20 protein-coding genes and 1 pseudogene are annotated in these 17,925 nt (G+C 71.2%); 9 read left to right on the top strand and 12 right to left on the bottom strand.

The genetic code is table 11. The annotated features are described in order from the left end of the window. A complete protein-coding gene (locus AAH991_RS15740) occupies positions 1–786 on the top strand; it encodes an urease accessory protein UreD (protein ID WP_346226556.1) in 786 nt (261 codons plus the stop codon). A 160-nt stretch (positions 787–946) separates the two neighbouring features. Beyond that, positions 947–1,429 carry a hypothetical protein gene (locus AAH991_RS15745; protein WP_346226557.1) on the top strand — a complete coding sequence of 161 codons (483 nt, stop codon included), beginning with the start codon at positions 947–949 and terminating at the stop codon, positions 1,427–1,429. Positions 1,430–1,433: 4 nt separating this feature from the next. Here the strand turns inward: AAH991_RS15745 and era are convergent, their stop codons facing one another. The 7 genes from era to AAH991_RS15780 form a co-directional block, all read right to left on the bottom strand. Then, on the bottom strand, positions 1,434–2,345 hold the full coding sequence (era, locus tag AAH991_RS15750) for a GTPase Era (protein WP_346226558.1): 912 nt from the start codon (positions 2,343–2,345) through the stop codon (positions 1,434–1,436). 2 nt (positions 2,346–2,347) lie between these two features. After that, entirely contained in the window at positions 2,348–2,683 is a 336-nt protein-coding gene (locus AAH991_RS15755) for a cytidine deaminase-like protein (protein ID WP_346226559.1), read from the bottom strand. After that, entirely contained in the window at positions 2,680–3,339 is a 660-nt protein-coding gene (locus AAH991_RS15760) for a hypothetical protein (RefSeq protein WP_346226560.1), read from the bottom strand. The genes AAH991_RS15755 and AAH991_RS15760 overlap by 4 nt, the downstream gene beginning before the upstream one ends. Positions 3,340–3,630: 291 nt before the next feature. Then, a complete protein-coding gene (locus AAH991_RS15765; RefSeq protein ID WP_346226561.1) occupies positions 3,631–4,926 on the bottom strand; it encodes a hemolysin family protein in 1,296 nt (431 codons plus the stop codon). Next, positions 4,923–5,396, bottom strand: coding sequence for an rRNA maturation RNase YbeY (gene ybeY / locus AAH991_RS15770; protein WP_076437834.1), 474 nt, complete (start codon positions 5,394–5,396; stop codon positions 4,923–4,925). The genes AAH991_RS15765 and ybeY overlap by 4 nt, the downstream gene beginning before the upstream one ends. A 28-nt stretch (positions 5,397–5,424) precedes the next feature. Further along, entirely contained in the window at positions 5,425–6,447 is a 1,023-nt protein-coding gene (locus AAH991_RS15775; protein WP_346226562.1) for a PhoH family protein, read from the bottom strand. Positions 6,448–6,500: 53 nt separating this feature from the next. After that, a complete protein-coding gene (locus AAH991_RS15780; protein ID WP_346226563.1) occupies positions 6,501–6,845 on the bottom strand; it encodes a histidine triad nucleotide-binding protein in 345 nt (114 codons plus the stop codon). 243 nt (positions 6,846–7,088) lie between these two features. On the opposite strand from AAH991_RS15780, the gene AAH991_RS15785 reads away from it, so the two are divergent. Together AAH991_RS15785 and AAH991_RS15790 are read left to right on the top strand one after the other, a co-directional pair. Then, a complete protein-coding gene (locus tag AAH991_RS15785; protein WP_169945498.1) occupies positions 7,089–7,568 on the top strand; it encodes a SigE family RNA polymerase sigma factor in 480 nt (159 codons plus the stop codon). After that, positions 7,565–8,233: a hypothetical protein gene (locus AAH991_RS15790; protein WP_346226564.1), complete on the top strand. Its 669-nt coding sequence runs from the start codon at positions 7,565–7,567 to the stop codon at positions 8,231–8,233. The genes AAH991_RS15785 and AAH991_RS15790 overlap by 4 nt, the downstream gene beginning before the upstream one ends. A 24-nt stretch (positions 8,234–8,257) precedes the next feature. Here the strand turns inward: AAH991_RS15790 and AAH991_RS15795 are convergent, their stop codons facing one another. The 3 genes from AAH991_RS15795 to hrcA are packed head-to-tail and all read right to left on the bottom strand — an operon-like array spanning position 8,258 to position 11,149. After that, positions 8,258–8,992: a 16S rRNA (uracil(1498)-N(3))-methyltransferase gene (locus AAH991_RS15795; protein ID WP_346226565.1), complete on the bottom strand. Its 735-nt coding sequence runs from the start codon at positions 8,990–8,992 to the stop codon at positions 8,258–8,260. 9 nt (positions 8,993–9,001) lie between these two features. Then, a complete protein-coding gene (gene dnaJ, locus AAH991_RS15800) occupies positions 9,002–10,135 on the bottom strand; it encodes a molecular chaperone DnaJ (RefSeq protein ID WP_346226566.1) in 1,134 nt (377 codons plus the stop codon). Further along, complete coding sequence (gene hrcA / locus AAH991_RS15805; protein WP_346226567.1) at positions 10,136–11,149, bottom strand: heat-inducible transcriptional repressor HrcA; 1,014 nt, start codon at positions 11,147–11,149, stop codon at positions 10,136–10,138. Positions 11,150–11,307: 158 nt separating this feature from the next. Between hrcA and AAH991_RS15810 the strand changes: the two genes are divergently transcribed. Further along, positions 11,308–11,970, top strand: a complete 663-nt coding sequence (locus AAH991_RS15810; RefSeq protein ID WP_346226568.1) for a hypothetical protein — start codon at positions 11,308–11,310, stop codon at positions 11,968–11,970. Between the two features lie 18 nt (positions 11,971–11,988). Next, positions 11,989–12,795 carry a DUF3097 domain-containing protein gene (locus tag AAH991_RS15815; RefSeq protein WP_346226569.1) on the top strand — a complete coding sequence of 269 codons (807 nt, stop codon included), beginning with the start codon at positions 11,989–11,991 and terminating at the stop codon, positions 12,793–12,795. Here AAH991_RS15815 and hemW read toward each other — a convergent pair. Together hemW and AAH991_RS15825 are read right to left on the bottom strand one after the other, a co-directional pair. After that, entirely contained in the window at positions 12,792–14,012 is a 1,221-nt protein-coding gene (hemW, locus tag AAH991_RS15820; RefSeq protein WP_346226570.1) for a radical SAM family heme chaperone HemW, read from the bottom strand. The two genes, AAH991_RS15815 and hemW, sit on opposite strands and share 4 nt — an antisense overlap. Positions 14,013–14,220: 208 nt before the next feature. Further along, positions 14,221–14,553 (bottom strand): type II toxin-antitoxin system PemK/MazF family toxin, encoded by a 333-nt coding sequence (locus AAH991_RS15825; protein ID WP_346226571.1) that lies wholly within the window; start codon positions 14,551–14,553, stop codon positions 14,221–14,223. Between the two features lie 208 nt (positions 14,554–14,761). Here AAH991_RS15825 and AAH991_RS15830 point away from each other — a divergent pair. From AAH991_RS15830 to AAH991_RS15840, 3 genes and pseudogenes are all read left to right on the top strand, one after another. Continuing rightward, positions 14,762–15,109: pseudogene (locus AAH991_RS15830) on the top strand (transposase); the annotation flags it as partial. Positions 15,110–15,503: 394 nt separating this feature from the next. Continuing rightward, positions 15,504–16,394 carry a CDP-diacylglycerol diphosphatase gene (locus AAH991_RS15835; protein ID WP_346226572.1) on the top strand — a complete coding sequence of 297 codons (891 nt, stop codon included), beginning with the start codon at positions 15,504–15,506 and terminating at the stop codon, positions 16,392–16,394. 182 nt (positions 16,395–16,576) lie between these two features. Continuing rightward, positions 16,577–17,836, top strand: coding sequence for a glycoside hydrolase family 18 protein (locus AAH991_RS15840; protein WP_346226573.1), 1,260 nt, complete (start codon positions 16,577–16,579; stop codon positions 17,834–17,836). The last annotated feature ends 89 nt before the right edge of the window (positions 17,837–17,925 follow it).

Raw genomic sequence — 17,925 nt, forward strand, 5'->3', positions numbered from 1 at the left:
ATGGCATCCGGCGCCGTGACGGCGCGGGCGCTGATCCGCACGGAGGCCGCGCGCGGAGGGCGGACCCGGCTGGAGACGCTCCGCTCCGACCCGCCGCTGACACTGCGGCAGACCGGTCCCCGGCGGGTCCACCTCGTCTCGACGGGCGCGGGCCCGCTGCGCGGGGACCGCCTCGACCTCGCCGTGGACGTCGCCCCCGGCACCACGCTGGAGGTCCGCTCGGTGGCCGCCACGCTGGTGCTGCCCGGTCTCGCGGACACCCCCTCGGTCATGGTCGTCCGGGCGCGGGTCGGGGCCGGCGCCGCCCTGCGCTTCTCCCCCGAGCCGACCGTCCTCGCCGCCGGATGCGACCACCGCCTCGTCGTACGGCTCTCGCTCGCCGAGGACGCCACGGTCTTCTGGCGGGAGGAGATCGTGTTCGGGCGGCACGGCGAACGGCCGGGGCGCGGCCACGCGCGGTTCGACGCGACCGTGGCCGGGCGGCCCCTGCTCCGCCAGGACCTCCTGATCGGCGAGGACGCCGTGGACGGCAGCCCGGCCGTCTACGGGGACGCCCGGTGCGTCGGCTCGACCCTTCTCGCGGGCCCCGCCTGGGCTGACGAGCCGGACGCTGAGCGGGAGCGGCGGGCCGTCCTGGGGGACGGCTGGGCGTCCCTGCCCCTGGCCGGTCCCGGCGTGCAGGTCTGCGCGCTCGGCGCGGACGCCGTCCAGCTCAGGGAACGCCTGCGGCGCGGCGAGGATGCCGCACACCCCGTCCCGCCGGCCGGACCACTCGCCGCCGCATAGCCCGGCCCGCCGACCGGACCACCCGCCGCCGCACACCCCGTATCGCCGCCCCGGCCACTCGCCGCCGCACACCCGTCCGACCGCCGGGACCACCCTTTCCCACACCGGCCGGCGGTGGCCGGGGCTGAAACTCGCCGCCTCGCGCCGTAGCCTGGTGATCGTGTCGGAACCCACGCAGCACCCCGGCCTGCCGCGGCGAGGCACCAGCGTGGCCGGCGTCCTGCGGGCCGCCGGCGTGTTCGTCGCGGGGTTCGCGCTGGCCGTGACCGCGCTGCTCCCGTGGGCCGGCCTCACCGCCGAGTTCGGCATCCTCGACGCGTCGCTCACGCACGCCGTGCGCGGCGTGGACGCGGGCTCCGGCTGGTTCGTGCTGGGCGCCGGGATCACGGCCATGCTGCTCGGCGTGCTCGGCGCGGCGCGGAACTGGCTGTTCACCGGGCTGGCGATCCTGCCCGGCGCGGTGGCCGCCTTCGCGCTGGCCATGTTCCTCGCCGACCCGCGCGACCTCGTGGGCCGGCTCGACTTCCGGGTCGCCGGGCTGCTGCGGGTGCATCCCACGATCCAGTACGGCTGGTTCGCCGCCCTGCTGGCCTCGGTCGTGCTGGCCGTCCTGGCCGCCGCCGCGCTGCTGCGCCGCCGGTGACCCGTCAGTCGTAGAAGCCGAGCCGCCGCAGCTGCTTGGGGTCGCGCTGCCACTCCTTGGCGACCTTCACCCGCAGGTCGAGGTAGATCCGGGTGCCGAGGAGCGCCTCGATCTGCTGCCGGGCGCGGGTGCCCACGTCCTTGAGCCTCGCGCCGCCCGGGCCGATCACGATCGCCTTCTGCGAGGGACGCTCGACGAACATGTGGGCGTACACGTCGAGGAGATCGTCACGGCCCTCCCGGGGGTGCATCTCCTCGACCACCACCGCGATCGAGTGGGGCAGCTCGTCCCGCACGCCCTCCAGCGCGGCCTCCCGGATCAGCTCGGCGACCAGCACCTGCTCCGGCTCGTCGGTCAGCTCCCCTCCGGCGTACAGCGGGGGCGACTCCGGCAGCCGCTTGACGAGCACGTCGGCGAGGACCTCGAGCTGCTCGCCGCCCTGCGCGGACACCGGGACGATCTCCGCGAACTCGGCCAGCGCGGACACCGCCAGAAGCTGGTGCGCGATCTGCTCGCGGGTGGCCAGGTCGCACTTGGTGACGACCGCCACCACCGGGGTCTTCTTGACGGCCGCGAGCTTTTCGACGATGAACCGGTCGCCCTTGCCGATCGGCTCGTTGGCCGGGACGCAGAACCCGATGACGTCGACCTCGGTGAGCGTGGACAGCACCAGGCTGTCGAGCCGCTCCCCCAGGAGCGTGCGGGGACGGTGGAAGCCGGGGGTGTCCACGATCACCAGCTGGGCGTCCGGCCGGTGGACGATGCCGCGGATGGCCCGCCGCGTCGTCTGCGGCTTGGACGAGGTGATCGCCACCTTGGTGCCGACCAGGGCGTTCATCAACGTCGACTTGCCGACGTTGGGCCTGCCGACGAAGCAGGCGAAGCCCGCCCGGAAACCGCTCGGTTCGGCGTTCATCGTCAGATGTACCGGCCCTTCAGCGAGCCGTCCGGAGCGGCCAGGAAGAGCGTGCCGTTCCCCATGTCCTCGACGACGGCCACGTCCGGCTCCGCCGGGTCGTCGGCCTCGGTGACGATCGCCGCGGCCTCCAGGGACTTCGCCCCGCTGGACACGGCCATGGCCACGGCCGCCTGCAGGGCCGAGAGCCGGAGCGAGGGCAACTCCACCGTGGTCGCGGCGTACGTCCGGCCGGTCTCGTCGCGCACCGCGGCGCCCTCGGGAGTGCCGCCGCGCGCCCGCGCCGACCTGGCCAGCGTGATGATCTTGTTGTCCTCGGGGTCCAGCGTCTCTGTCACGCGTCAAGCGTACCGACCTCGCGGACGAGCAGCCGTGTCAGTTCGGCCGTACGGGCCGGGTCGGGCGGGGTCAGGCCGGCGTGCACGAGCGCGATCAGCGTGTGGCCGGAGCGGGCGACGACCAGGTGCATGCGGTAGGGGTAGCCGCCGACCCGGCCGGCCAGGGCGCGGCCGGCCGCGTCCGCGCCGCCGATCCCGGGCAGCGACGTCCACGTGGCCGCCAGGCGGTCGTACGGCGTGCCGGCGTCGGCCGTCGCGCAGCGGGCGAGGGCGTCGCGGAGCGCGGCGAGATGCCCGGCCGCCTCGCCGCCGTCGTAGACGGCGACGCCGACACCGGCGAGCTCGCCGGTGTGCGCGCCCTGGTAGGTGGCGGCGGCCGTGCCACCGAGCCCCTCGCGCGGGAGCCTGCCCGCGGCCGCGTCGAAGAGCACCCGGCAGGCGTGGGCGCGGGGCCGGAACGGCGGGCGCCAGGGCGCCCGGGCGTGGCTGAAGAACGTGTCGGGAAGGCCGTCCATCCTGCGGAGAAGGGTCCGAAGACCGCTCGCGTCGCCCGTCTTCGCGGGGGCCCGGACGGCGGCGTAGGTGACCTCGCCGGTGCCGCACCCGCCGGTGGCCAGGACCAGGCAGCCCGCGACGGCCGCGTGGACGATCCGCATACCCGCCTCCCCGCTTTGCCGGAGGTTTCCTTCCCCGGACCGCGTACGGGTAATCACATTGCGTAATCGATACGGCGTAATCGATACGGGGCCCTCACCCTGAACCGGGTGAGAGCCCCGCGTCGATGTACGGATCCCCCAAGGGAGGCTCCGGTGCGCCGCGAACCCCTCCCGGCGCGCCGGACTCCCCAATGAGGCGCCCCGAACCCCTTCTGAGCGCCTGGGACAACAGTGGCCCGGCACACTTGCAACACGCTTGAAGGACGCTTGCAGCGGCCGGGCGGCGCGTCGTCACTCGTGGCCGGCGTCGGCCGTCACGACCTCGTCGCCCGTCGCGGGCTCCTCGCGGCGCACGACGACGGTGCTGATCCGGTTGCGGCGTCCCGCCAGGTTCTCCGCCGTCAGGCGCAGGCCCCCGACGACCGCCTCCGAGCCCGCGATCGGCACCCGGCCCAGGGCGTGCGCCAGCAGGCCGCCGACCGTGTCGACGTCCTCGACCTCGATCTCGGTGTCGAACAGCTCGCCGAGCTCGTCGACCGGCAGGCGCGCGGTCACCCGCACCGCGCCGTCGTCCAGCCACTCGACCCGCGGGGCCTCCTGGTCGTACTCGTCGGCGATCTCGCCCACGATCTCCTCGATGACGTCCTCGATGGTGACGAGGCCGGCGGTGCCGCCGTACTCGTCGATGACGATGGCGAGGTGGATCTGCCGCGCCTGCATCTCGCGCAGGAGCTCGTCGATCGGCTTGCTCTCCGGCACGTACGTCGCGGGGCGCATCAGCTCGTCCACGCGGACGCCGCCGTCGCCGGTGTCCTGGATGCGGCGGACGATGTCCTTGAGATAGGCGATGCCCACCACGTCGTCCTCGTTCTCCCCGACCACCGGGACGCGGGAGAACCCGCTGCGCAGGGCGAGCGAGAGCGCCTGGTTGAGGGTCTTGCCGCGCTCGATGAACACCATGTCGGTCCGCGGCACCATCACCTCGCGCACCAGCGTGTCGCCCAGCTCGAAGACCGAGTGGATCATCTCCCGCTCGTCGGGCTCGATGACCCTGCGCTGCTCGGCCAGGTCGACGAGGTCGCGCAGCTCGGCCTCGGAGGTGAACGGGCCCTCGCGGAAGCCCTTGCCGGGAGTGAGCGCGTTGCCCAGCAGGATCAGCAGCTCGGGCAGCGGGCCGAAGATCCGGGTCAGCCCGTACACGATGGGCGCGCTCGCCAGCGCGACCGGCTCGGCGTGCTGGCGGCCCAGCGTACGCGGCATGACCCCGACGATCACGTAACTCACCAGGATCATGACCACGGCCGCCCCGGCGTACGCCTGTCCGCGATCGCCCAGCCAGTCGATGAACAGCAGCGTCGTGATGACCGTGGCGACGAGCTCACAGCTCAGGCGTAGCAGGAGCACCAGGTTGAGGTAGCGCGGCGGATCGGCGACGATCGCCTGAAGTCGCACCCCGCCGCGCCGGCCCTCCTTGACGAACTCCTCCGCGCGCACCCTGGAGATGCGGGTCAGCGCCGTCTCCGCGCTCGCCAGCAGACCGCCGGCCACGATCAGGAAGACGGCGGAGAGCAGCCAGCCGTTGTTCACGGCTTACGCCGCACCTCCCGCCAGGCGCCGAGCAGTTCGTCCTGCAGCCCGAACATCTCGGCGTGCTCCTCGGGTTCGGCGTGGTCGTAGCCGAGCAGGTGCAGGATGCCGTGCGTGCACAGCAGCTCCAGCTCGTCCTGCGCGCTGTGCCCGGCCTCGGCGGCCTGCTTGGCCGCGACCTGCGGGCACAGCACCACGTCTCCGAGCAGCGCCGGGTCGGGAGCGTCGTCCTCGTCCCGGCCACCGGAGTTGGGCCGCAGCTCGTCCATCGGGAAGGCCAGCACGTCGGTCGGGCCGGGCTCCCCCATCCACTGCTCGTGCAGCTCGGCCATCGCCGCCTCGTCGATCACCAGGATCGACAGCTCGGCCAGCGGGTTGATCCCCATCCGGCCCAGGACGTGACCGGCCAGCTCGACCAGAGCCGACTCGTCGACCTCGACGCCGGACTCGTTGGCCACCTCGATGCTCACGGGGTCTCCTCACCCGTCATGGTCGTGCTCACCGCCGGTTGTTCCGCGGTCGCTTGTTGATCGCGCGCGGCTCGGAGGCCATCGCGGCGTCGTAGCGGCCGTAGGCGTCGACGATGTCGCTCACCAGCTTGTGCCGTACGACGTCGGCGCTGGTCAGCCTGCTGAAATGGATGTCCTCGATGCCCTCGAGGATGTGCTGCACGACCTTCAGGCCGCTGTCCTGACCGCCCGGCAGGTCGATCTGCGTGACGTCGCCGGTGACCACGATCTTCGAGTTGAAGCCGAGCCGGGTCAGGAACATCTTCATCTGCTCGGGCGAGGTGTTCTGCGCCTCGTCCAGGATGATGAAGGCGTCGTTGAGGGTCCGGCCGCGCATGTAGGCGAGCGGCGCGACCTCGATCGTCCCGGCCGACATCAGCCGGGGGATCGACTCGGGGTCGAGCATGTCGTGCAGCGCGTCGTACAGCGGCCGCAGGTACGGGTCGATCTTCTCGTAGAGCGTGCCGGGCAGGAAGCCGAGCCGCTCCCCCGCCTCGACGGCGGGGCGGGTGAGGATGATCCGGTTGACCCTCTTGTTCTGCAGGGCCTTCACGGCCTTCGCCATCGCCAGGTACGTCTTGCCGGTGCCCGCGGGCCCGATGCCGAAGACGATGGTGTGCCTGTCGATCGCGTCGACGTACCGCTTCTGGTTGACCGTCTTCGGGCGGATGGTGCGGCCCCGCGTGGACAGGATGTCCAGGGACAGGACCTCGGCCGGACGGTCGGTGGCCTGGCGCAGCATGTGGATGCTGCGCTCGACCGCGTCGGGGGACAGCTCGGCACCCGAGCCGACCAACTCCACCAGCTCCTCGAAGAGGCGCACGACGACGCCGCTCTCCTCGGGACTGCCGGTGATGGTGATCTCGTTGCCCCGCACGTGGATGTCGGCGCTGAAGGCGCCCTCGATGACCCGCAGCAGCTCGTCACCCGACCCGAGGAGGCTGACCATCGGCTGCCCCTCGGGGATGACTACCTTGGCCTGGGTCTTGCTGATTTGCTGTGACTCGGACATGGGCGGCCCTTGCGGCCCTGATCGCCTCCCTAGTTCCTTCCCACTCTAGCCGCTCAGCCGGGGGGCCAGGTGAGGCTGCGGCCGCCGATCACGTGCGCGTGCACGTGGAAGACGGTCTGTCCCGCGCCGGGTCCCGTGTTGAACACGATGCGGTAGCCGGTCTCGGCCACGCCCTCCTGCACGGCGACCGTGTGACAGGCCTTGAGGAGGTCGTCGGCCAGGCCGTCGTCTGCCGCCGCGAGCATGGCGGCGTTCTCGTGATGAGCCTTGGGCACGACGAGGACGTGCGTGGGAGCCTGCGGGTTGATGTCGCGGAAGGCCAGTGCCCGCCCGGCCTCCAGAACGATGTCCGCCGGGACCTCCTTGGCCACGATCTTGCAGAAGAGGCACTCACTCACGCGCGAAAGCCTAGCCGTTGCGTTACTTGATGACGGCAAAGATCCCCCCAGCTAATGTGAGTGTGCGAGACTGCACCAGAAAACCCCCCTAGTGTCGGGCGAGGACACCGCTGGGCCATGCCCCCTAATGATTCGGAAGAACGTAAACCCCCCGGGGATGACGAGCGTCCTATCGATGTGACCACCGAGACCCTCGTGGCCGACAGGTCGTTGGGGACGGTGCCCGTCGGGTGGGATGCCGACATGGCCGTGACGGCGCTTTACAGCGCTCACTATCGGTCACTGGTGCGTCTCGCCGTGCTGCTGGTGCGCGATGTGGCCAGCGCGGAAGAGGTCGTTCAGGACGCGTTCGTCGCCATCCACGGCGCCTGGCGCAGGCTGAGGGACACCGACAAGGCACTGGCCTACCTTCGCCAATCGGTCGTGAACCGATCGCGCTCCGTGCTGCGGCACCGCGCGGTCGTCGAGAAGTACGCGCCCAAGGGCCTGCCGGACGCGCCGAGCGCGGAGAACGGCGCGATCGGTGAACTCGAGCGGTCAGCCGTCATCGAGGCGCTGCGCGGCTTACCGACCCGCCAGCGCGAGGCGCTGGTGCTGCGATACTACGGCGACCTGTCGGAGGCCGAGATCGCACACGCGATGGGCATCAGCAAGGGCGCGGTGAAAAGTCACACGGCCCGCGGCATGGCCGCACTACGCATGGCACTGGAGCAGTTCTCATGACCTTCCCGCCCGACGACGAGTACGGCGAGGTTCTCCGCCGTGCCCTGCGCGCGGAGGCGGACGCGGTCGTGCCGTCTCCCGATGGACTCGAGATCATCCGCAGGCGGATCGACCAGCGCGGTCTGCGCGGCCTGCGGAACATGTTGTGGTGGCGCGTCGGAGCGGCCGCCGCCGGCGCCGTGCTCGTGGCGGGCGCGGTCGTCGCGGTCGTCCCCGGCCTGCGCGACCAGGTGGCGCAGTCGACGGGCATCTCCAACGCCGGCGACGAGCGCGAGGACAGGACGGACACCTCGTCGGTGACCCGGCCGCCCAACCAGGCGCCCTCGCAGCCGGTCGTGATCGTGCCCGTGACACCGAGTCCGTCGCGCGGGCGGCCGAGCCCGTCCCCGACGCACAAGACGGGCACGACCACCAGGCCGTCGCCGTCGCCGTCCGACCCCTGCGTCACGCCCACGACGCAGGCAGGCGTCGTCGAGCCCGACGCGGCCCTGCCGGCGTCGTGCTCGCCGGCGCCGGTGACGCAGCCGCCCACGGTCGCGCCCACGGTTTCGGCCCGCCCCTCGACGGCTCCGCCCACGACGTCCGCTCCGTCGTCGTCGGCCCCGAGCCCGATGCCGACGGAGACGGCCACACTCGACTCGGCGAGCGAGTCGCCCACTCCCTGACCGGCCCGCCGCGGCGGGCCGCCGTCACCAGCGGCCGCAGCGCGACAGCAGGACGGCCGCCGCCGCCACGCCCGCCGTCGAGGTGCGCAGCACCGTGGGTCCCAGCAGGGCGGGTACGGCTCCCGCCTCCCGGAACGCGGCGATCTCCTCCTCGGCGACGCCGCCCTCCGGGCCCACGATCATCACGATGTCGCCCGGCCCCTCCGGCAGCGGCAGGCGGCTCAGCGGCTCGGCGGCCTCCTCGTGCAAAACGACCGCGAGCGCCGCCGCGGAGACGAGCGAGCGGACCTGCGCGGTCGTGGCCTGCTCGGTCACCTCGGGCAGATGGAAGCGCCGGGCCTGCTTGGCCGCCTCGCGGGCCGTGGCGCGCCAGCGGGCGACAGACTTGGCGGCCCGGTCGCCCTTCCACTGGGTCACGCAGCGGGCGGCGGCCCACGGGACGATCACGTCGACCCCTGCCTCGGTCATCATCTCGACGGCGAGCTCGCCCCGGTCGCCCTTGGGCAGTCCCTGCACGACCACCAGCCTCGGCCGGGGCGGCGGCACCTCGAACCGCCGCAGCACCTCGGCGGTCAGCGAGTCCTTGCCCGCCGCCGTGACCGTGCACTCGGCCACCCGCCCCGCGCCGTCGGTCAGGTCGACCCGCTCCCCCGGGCGCAGGCGGCGTACGGCGGCGGCGTGCCGGCCCTCCGGCCCGTCCAGGACGATGGTGTCCGCCGTCCGGCCGGCCTCGTCCGACAGGAACACAGGAACGCTCATGCTCGTCGCTCAGCGGCCGTTGAACGCGTCCCGCAGGCGGGAGAAGAAGCCCTGCTGACCCGGGGAGAACTTGCCGGGCGGCCGCTCCTCCCCGCGCAGCTTCGCCAGCTCGCGCAGCAGCTCCTCCTGCTGCGGGTCGAGCTTGGTCGGCGTCTCGACGTTCACATGGATCAGCAGGTCGCCCCTGCCGGTCTCGTTGAGCCGCTGGACGCCCTTGCCGTACAGCGGGATGACCTGGCCGCCCTGGGTGCCCGGCCGCACGTCGATCTCCTCGGGGCCGTCGAGGGTCTCGATCGTGATCGAGGTGCCGAGCGCGGCCGCGGTCACCGGGATGTGCACCGTGCAGTGCAGGTCGTCCCCGCGCCGCTCGAAGATCTGGTGCGGCCGCTCGACGATCTCCAGGAACAGGTCGCCGGGCGGCCCGCCGCCGGGACCGACCTCGCCCTCGCCGGCGAGCTGGATGTGCGTGCCGTCCTCGACGCCGGCCGGGATCCTGACCTTGATCGTGCGCCGGGTCCTGACCCGGCCCTCGCCCGAGCACTCCATGCAGGGATGCCGGATGACGCTGCCGAACCCACCGCACTGCGGGCAGGGGCGGGAGGTCATGACCTGACCCAGGAACGAACGGGTCACCTGCGAGACCTCGCCGCGTCCGTGGCACATGTCACAGGTGTCCGGGTGGGTGCCCGCCGCCGCGCCGGAGCCCTGGCAGACGTCGCAGACCACGGCCGTGTCGACCATGATCTCGCGGGTCGTGCCGAACGCCGCCTCCGACAGGTCGAGTTCGACCCGGATCGTGGCGTTGCGGCCCCGGCGGGCACGCGAGCGGGGACCCCGCGCGGCGCCCGCCGAGCCGAAGAAGGCGTCCATGATGTCGCTGAACGGGAAGCCCGCGCCGAAGCCGCCGGCCCCGGCCCCCGCGCCGCCGCCGAACGGGTCGGCGCCCATGTCGTACATGCGGCGCTTGCCCGTGTCGGACAGCACCTCGTACGCCTGGTTGATCTCCTTGAACCGCTCCTGGGTCTCCGGATCGGGGTTGACGTCCGGGTGCAGCTCACGGGCCAGGCGGCGGTATGCCTTCTTGATCTCTTCCTGGCTGGCGTCGCGCCGTACGCCAAGGGTCGCGTAGTAGTCGTTGGACACTTATGACCCCGCCAGGATCTGGCCGACGTACCGCGCCACCGCGCGTACCGCACCCATCGTCACCGGATAGTCCATTCGTGTCGGGCCCAGCACTCCGAGCCGGGCCAGTTCCCTGTCGCCCGAACCGTACCCGGCGGCCACGATAGAGGTGCCGCGCAACCCGCTGTAGGGGTTCTCGGATCCGATTCGGACGGTGATGTCGGACAACCCGCCGGTCTCACCCAGCAGGCGGATGAGGACGACCTGCTCCTCCAGCGCCTCCAGCACGTCCCGCAGGCCGACGCTGAAATCCGCGGCGGCGAGGTTGGCCGTACCGGCGAAGGCGATTTTCTCCTCGTGCCGCTCCACGAGCGTCTCGAGCAGCACGGACAGGATCGTGGCCGCCGCAGGCCTGTCCTCCGGGGGCAGCCGCTCGGGCACGTCGGCCACGGTCTCGGGCACCTGGGACAGCCCGCACCCGTCCAGGCACGCGTTGAGCACGGCGCGCAGGTTGGCGATCCGGTCGTCGGCGATGGCCTCGGGCAGATCGACCACCCGCTGCTCGACCCGCCCCGTGTTAGTGATCAGCACCAGCATGACCCGCCGTTCGGCGATCGGGACGATCTCCACATGACGGACCGCCGACCTCGTCAGCGAGGGGTACTGGACCACCGCGACCTGCCGGGTGAGCTGCGCGAGCAGCCGCACCGTGCGCATGACGATCTCGTCGAGGTCCACCGCCCCCGCGAGGAAGGTCTCGATGGCCCTGCGCTCGGCGCCCGACAGCGGCTTGATCTGCGACAGCCGGTCGACGAACAGCCGGTAGCCCTTGTCGGTGGGCACCCTGCCCGCGCTGGTGTGGGGCTGGGTGATGTATCCCTGCTCCTCCAGCGCCGCCATGTCGTTGCGGATCGTCGCCGGGGAGACGCCGAGGTTGTGCCTGTCCGCCAGGGCCTTGGACCCCACCGGCTCGTTGGTGGACACGTAGTCCTCGACGATGGCGCGCAGAACGGCGAGCTTGCGGTCGTCGAGCAATGTGTCACCTCCCTGTGCCTGGAAACACCGACTCTGGCACTCTGTGTTCCCGAGTGCCAAGTGTACGGCTACCACCCCACGTGGTGCGATAACGCGGAGGGCACCAGGACAAGTGGGCTGCAAATAGACGGCAAGTGGCATGGTCGACTCTTCCTCTCATGTACGAGAATCAGAACCCCGCTCCGGCCGACGTCACCATGCGGGTCCCCCGCCCCGCCCCCGCCACGCCGCCCGGCGCGACCCTGCGGATGCCCAACCCCTTTCCCACACCGTACGGCGGCCCCCGGCCGATCCGGCCCCGCCTGCTGTGGGTCTTCCTCTCCTGGGCGCTCTTCCTCGTCCTGCTGGTGGCGGGGGTCGGCGGGTTCGCCGGCGGCCTGTTCTCCACGATCGGCGACATCGCGCCCACCACGACCTTCTCCGGCGGGCAGTCGGTGAACGTCGCGCTCGACCCCGCCGACAAGCCCGCCATCTACGCCGCGGTCGACCAGCCCACCGACGTCAGCTGCCGGCTCGGCGACGGCACCGACCCGCGGGTGCGGCTGACCCGGCCGGCCGCCTCCCAGACCGTCGCGCTGAACGGCACCACCTGGGAGCTGCTGTTCGAGGCCGGCGTCCCGCAGGCGGGCACCTACCAGGTCGCCTGCGAGGGCGACGGGGTGAGGTTCGGCGTCGGCAAGCAGCTCACCGGCGACATCGGCAAGCTGATGGGCGGTGCGCTCGCGCTGCTGGCGCTGCCCACCGTCGGCTTCCTGGCCGCGGTGATCGTGACGATCGTCGTGCTGGTGCGCCGCTCCGGAGCCCGCCGTCGCATGGCGTGATTTGCTAGCGTTCCCCGCATGTACGGGCGGGACGTGCTTTCCGGAGACTGGCGGCGGCCACGGCGGGGGCGGATCCCCGAGATCCCGGCCGAGCCCGACCTCGTGGTCGAGGACGCCGAGGGCCGCTTCTGCGGCGCCGTGGTGGCCTGCGACAAGGAGGCGGTGACGCTCGAGGACCGGTTCGGCCGGCGACGGGTGTTCCCGCTGACCCCCGCCGGGTTCCTCCTCGACGGCGAACCGGTCACGCTGGTGCGCCCCCAGGCCGGCCCGAAGGGGCCGCTGCGGAGCGCCTCGGGGTCGATCGCGGTGGAGGGCCTGCGCGCGCAGGTCGCCAGGGAGAGCCGCATCTACGTCGAGGGCGTCCACGACGCCGCCCTGGTCGAGAAGATCTGGGGACACGACCTGCGGGTGGAGGGCGTCGTCGTCGAATTCCTGGAGGGCGTCGACGACCTGCCCGCCATCGTCGAGGAGTTCGCCCCCGAGCCGGGCAGGCGGCTGGGCGTGCTCGTGGACCATCTGGTGCCCGGCTCGAAGGAGAGCCGTATCGCCGCCCGGGTGTCCGGGGACGACGTGCTCGTCGTCGGGCATCCGTTCGTGGACATCTGGCAGGCGGTCAAGCCGCGCGCGCTCGGCATCCCCGCCTGGCCGGACGTGCCGCGCGGCGTGCCGTGGAAGGAGGGGGTGATCGCGGCCCTCGGCTGGCGGATGGACCCCCAGGAGGCGTGGCGGCACATCCTGGGCCGGGTCACGACCTACGCCGATCTGGAGCCCGAGTTGCTCGGCCGCGTGGAAGAACTGATCGACTTCGTCACGGGCGCCGGCTAGGGAGTCAGGTCCCGCACGACGGCGTCGGCGAGCAGCCTGCCGCGCAGCGTGAGCACGACCCGGCCCGCCTTGAACGCCTCCACATCCAGCAGCCCGTCCGCCAGGGCCCGCGCGCACGCCGTACGCGCCTCGGGGGCGATGTCCGCGAGCGCGAGGCCGGAGGCGAGGCGCAGTTCGAGCATGACCCGTTCGACGGCCCTGTCCTCCGCCGACAACACCTCGCGGGCGTGCGCGGGCGAGGCCCCGGCCGCCAGGCGTGCGGCGTACGCCACCGGGTGCTTGACGTTCCACCAGCGGGTGCCGCCGACGTGGCTGTGGGCGCCGGGCCCGGCCCCCCACCAGTCCCCGCCGGTCCAGTAGAGCAGGTTGTGCCGGCAGCGGGCCTCGTCGCCCGCCGCCCAGTTGGAGACCTCGTACCAGCTCAGGCCGGCGGCCGTGAGCATCTCCTCGGCGATCAGGTAGCGGTCGGCCGCCACGTCGTCGTCCGGCATCGGCAGCTCGCCGCGCCGGATGCGGGCGGCGAGCCGGGTGCCGTCCTCGACGATCAGGGAGTAGGCCGAGACGTGGTCGGGCCCGGCGGCCAGCGCGGCCTCCAGCGAGGCCCGCCAGTCGTCGTCGCTCTCCCCCGGTGTGCCGTAGATGAGGTCGAGGTTGACGTGCTCGAACCCGGCCTCGCGGGCCTCCCGTACGGCCTCGGCGGGGCGGCCGGGGGTGTGCCGCCGGTCGAGGACGGCGAGGACGTGCTCGCCCGCGCTCTGCATGCCGAAGCTCACCCGGGTGAACCCGCCCGCCCGCAGCTCCTTCAGGTAGGTCTGGTCCACGGACTCGGGGTTGGCCTCGGTCGTCACCTCGGCGCCGGGCCGCAGGCCGAACTCGGTTCCGATCGCGTCGAGGATCCGTACGAGGTCGGCGGCGGGCAGCAGCGTCGGCGTGCCGCCGCCGAAGAACACGGTCTCCACGGTCGGCGCGGCGTCCCCCAGCACGCGCCGGGCCAGCCGTATCTCCTCGACCGCGGTGGCGGCGTAGTCGCGCTGCGCGGCGCCGGGGCCCAGCTCCGCCGCCGTGTAGGTGTTGAAGTCGCAGTAGCCGCAGCGCGTCGCGCAGAACGGAACGTGCACGTAGAAGCCGAAGGGACGGGAGCCGAGCCCGTCCAGGGCCCCGGAGGGCAGCTCGCCGCTCGCGGGGACGGGATCGCCGTCGGGAAGCACAGAAGGCACGCTCTCCAGTCTGCCGTCACTCGCGCCCTGCCCTCGACGCCCCCGATAACCGGGATGCGCGGTGACGGCAGATAGCCCCTACCGGGGTATCAGCACTCCAGCCGTAGGTCGTGATCTTGTGAGTGGGGGCGCCGCTGCTATGGCGCGGCCACCATTGACCATCTCGACGAGACCGGCCGCGCCATCGGCGGCGTCCATCCCTGTCTGCCTACTTGAGTCCACCGAGACGAAGGGCGTCCTCGATCTCGCTGAGCTTCGCGGACGGCAGGACGCCCGCCTGCCCGATCAGGTCTTCCCTGGTCAGGGTGACCAGCCACGTGCAAGGGATGAGGTCGGGACGTGGAAGTGCGACTCTCAGGACGCCTTCGAGAGGCAGTCCTTCGGGGGCGCCTACTGCCACCTCAACGGCCACGCCGCTGAGATCGGTATTCGCGGGAGCGACGATCTGCATCGCCAAGAAACCGGACGCCTCTTCTCCCGACAGCAGTACGACTGCCCGCCGCTCGTTGAAATCTGCCCACCAGACTTCGCCACGTCGCATATGTCCTCCTGATACGGGACGGCGCGCCCGCGTCGCCCCTTCGACCGCCGCCCACTCCAGGCACAGATCGCAATGTTGGCTGGTCAGGGCCTGTGAGAAGACGGCTGCGGCCACCGATGATCATCGTGAGCTGTGTGGACAAACGAAGATCATGAGGTGGCGGCAGCTCACAGCGTAGACCCTGCCCGGTGGCAGGAGGCATTCAAGGGCGGTCCTGGTCGTCGACGAGACCGGGGACGTGAAGAAGGGCACGCACACCGTCGGCGTGCGGCGCCAGTACACCGGCACCGCCGGCAGGTCGAGAACTCCCAGGTCGCCGTCTATCCCGTCTACGCGGGCCGCCGCGGACACGCGGCAGTGGACCGCGAGCTGTACATTCCGCGCTCGTGGACATGCGACCCGGACCGCTGCCGGGCTGCGGGCCTGGACGAGGACAGCGTCTTCGCGACCAAGCCGGAGCCGGCCGCCCGCATGATCGGCCGGTTCCTTGACTCCGGGCACCGCGCGGACTGGGTGGCGGGGGGACGAGGTCTACGGCGGCAACCCGAAACTCAGACATGAAGATCACGATCTACGGCTGGAGTATTAGCACCCTATTCACCTTTGTCGCACTCGCTCATATATGGTGTTATTTGTCGCAGCGGATCATTCTAATGCGGATCCGCCCGGCCGCCGCGCAACGCCATGACAAATCACCGCCTTCCCGGGGTCAGTTGCCGCGCACACCCGGGAGCGGAACATCCGGCGATTGCCGAAGCACCCGGGGGCAGTGTTTCGATCTTTCCTGGAAAAATTCAAGGCTGCGCCAGCGGCTTTTATCGGCCGCCGGAAAGGGGATCACCTCGGCCGAATGCGCCGATCTTTGAATCCGGTCTCACAGACGACCGGAGCCGCAGTGCATGCACAGATCGCGGCAGGCGGCTTCAAGGTGCGGGTTATCGGGGGTAATCATGCGTGACAGCGATCGGGCGAACGACGAGGCGAGCGAGCTGACGCGACGCCGGTTCATCCAGTTCTCCGGCCTGGCGGGCACCAGCGTGCTCGCAGGGGTAGGCATTCTTTCCGGTGCCGAGCACGCGCTGGCCTCGCCTTCATCGGGACTCGCCAAAGGGCCTGATCCCAAGGAGTGCGGCAGTCCCCAGAGCCACGACTCCCTCTGGCGGCTCAGCCAGAAGTGTCACAGCACCAACACCTGCTGGCAGAACCATGCCGACTACGTGGTGATGGGCGGCACCAAGAGCAAGAAGAAGTACGTCAACTTCATTCTCGTCCCCACGCAGCGGATCAGTGGCATCGAGTGTTCCTGGATCTGCGGCAGCAGTGCGCCGAATTATTGGAGTGCCGCGGACTACTATGCCACCAAGCCTCCCACCGTGGTTCCCGCCCCGGTGGGATTGGGCATCAACTCGAAGCAGGCCAGAGGTTTCAACCAACTGCACATTCATATGGCACGGGCGCGATTGGAAGCCCAGCACGACCTCGCCGCGCAGGACAACCTGGCCGCACGAACCGTGGCGCATTGGGCGGACTCGCGCGTGTCGATCCGGGGCCTCAGCCAGAACCTCGGGATCATCCCGCACACCTACCGGGTGCTCGTTTGGAAGGGATTCCACCACGACAATCTCTTCGCCATGCTCAGGGATATGCTGAGGCGCTCCCTTGGACATGGAGGAACCACCGCCAAGGCTCAGGCGCGCATGCAGTATCAAACGCTGATCGTGATACCCCGGGCCGCCGGAGGCTATTACATCATCAACAGCGAGAAGGGTTTGAAGGACCTGAGCAACCCCCAGCTGAGCGGAACCGATACCTGCGACCCGCTGCTTCTCATGCACCCTTGACCCGTGACGCCCGGACGACGCCGTGGCGGCGCGGTCGCGCCGCCACGGCACCGGCTCCCGGCCCGGCCTCCGGTCCGCCGTCACCCGCGCGCTGCCATTGACGCCCTGATCACCGGGGTCTACGATCGCGACAATTTACAGGAAACTTTCCTATAAAAAAGCGCTCGGAGGCCGGCGTGCACATGAGAAGGACCCTCGCCATGGCGGTCGCCGCCACCCTGACGGCCGGACTCGCGCCGTCGGCGGCCCAGGCCACCACCGGCGGCGGGGATCGCTACAAGCGGGTGGCCTACTTCATCCAATGGGGCATCTACGGGCGGAACTTCCACGTGAAGGATGTGGACGTCAGTGGTGCGGCCGGGAAGCTGACCCACCTCAACTACGCCTTCGGGTTCGTCGGACCGGAGGGCACCTGCTACTCCGCCGACCCCTGGGCCGACTGGCAGCGTCCCGTGCCCGCCGACCAAAGCGTCGACGGCCTCGCCGACGCCGACGACGAGCCGCTCAAGGGCAACCTCGGACAGCTCAAGAAACTCAAGGCCCGCCACCCCGGCCTCAAGGTCCTCATCTCCCTCGGCGGCTGGACCGGCTCGAAGTACTTCTCCGACGCCGTCCTCACCCCCGAATCCCGCGCCAAGCTCGCCGCCTCCTGCGTCGGCCTGTGGCTCAAGGGCGACCTGCCCGGCCTGCCCCCCGGCACCGCCGCCGGCGTCTTCGACGGCATCGACCTCGACTGGGAGTGGCCCGGCTCGGCCGGCAACGACGGCAACGTCATCCGCCCCGAGGACAAGCAGAACTTCACCCTGTTCCTGGCCGAACTGCGCCGCCAGATGAAGGCCCACGACCGGCGGGCCGAACTCACCGCCTTCCTCCCCGCCGCCGCCGCCAAGATCGACGCAGGCTTCGAGGTCCGCAAGGTGTTCGACCAGCTCGACTTCGCCACCGTCCAGGGCTACGACCTGCACGGAACCTGGGAGAACCGCACCGGCCACCAGGCCAACCTGCTCACCGACCGCCGCGACCCCAACGAGGTGAAGTTCAGCGTCGACCAGACCGTACGCGACTACACCGGACGCGGCGCCCCCGCCCGAAAAATCGTCATCGGCGTCCCCGCCTACGGCCAGGGCTGGACCGGCGTGACCTCCGGCGGCAACGGCCTGTACGCCACCGCCACCGGCCCCGCCCCCGGCACCTGGGCCGCCGGCAACGAGGACTACAAGAACCTCGTCAACAAGCCCGGCAAGCGCTACCGCGACCTGCTCACCGGCACCCTGTGGCTCTACGACGGCAACGAGTTCTGGTCCTACGACGACCCCGCCGTCATGCTGGAGAAAGCCGCCTACATCCGCCTCAAGGGCCTCGGCGGCTCCATGCTCTGGTCCATCGACCAGGACGACGCCAGAGCCTCCCTCACCACCGCCCTCTACTCCATCCTCCGCTGACACCACGCCCCTCGGAGGGGACCCTACGGCTCCCCTCCCCCGATCGTTCCTGATGAGTGGCACGATCCGTTAGCGGCGTACGAGAGCTG

The organism is Microbispora sp. ZYX-F-249 (assembly GCF_039649665.1).
In the GTDB taxonomy this organism is placed as follows: Bacteria; Actinomycetota; Actinomycetes; order Streptosporangiales; family Streptosporangiaceae; genus Microbispora; species Microbispora maris.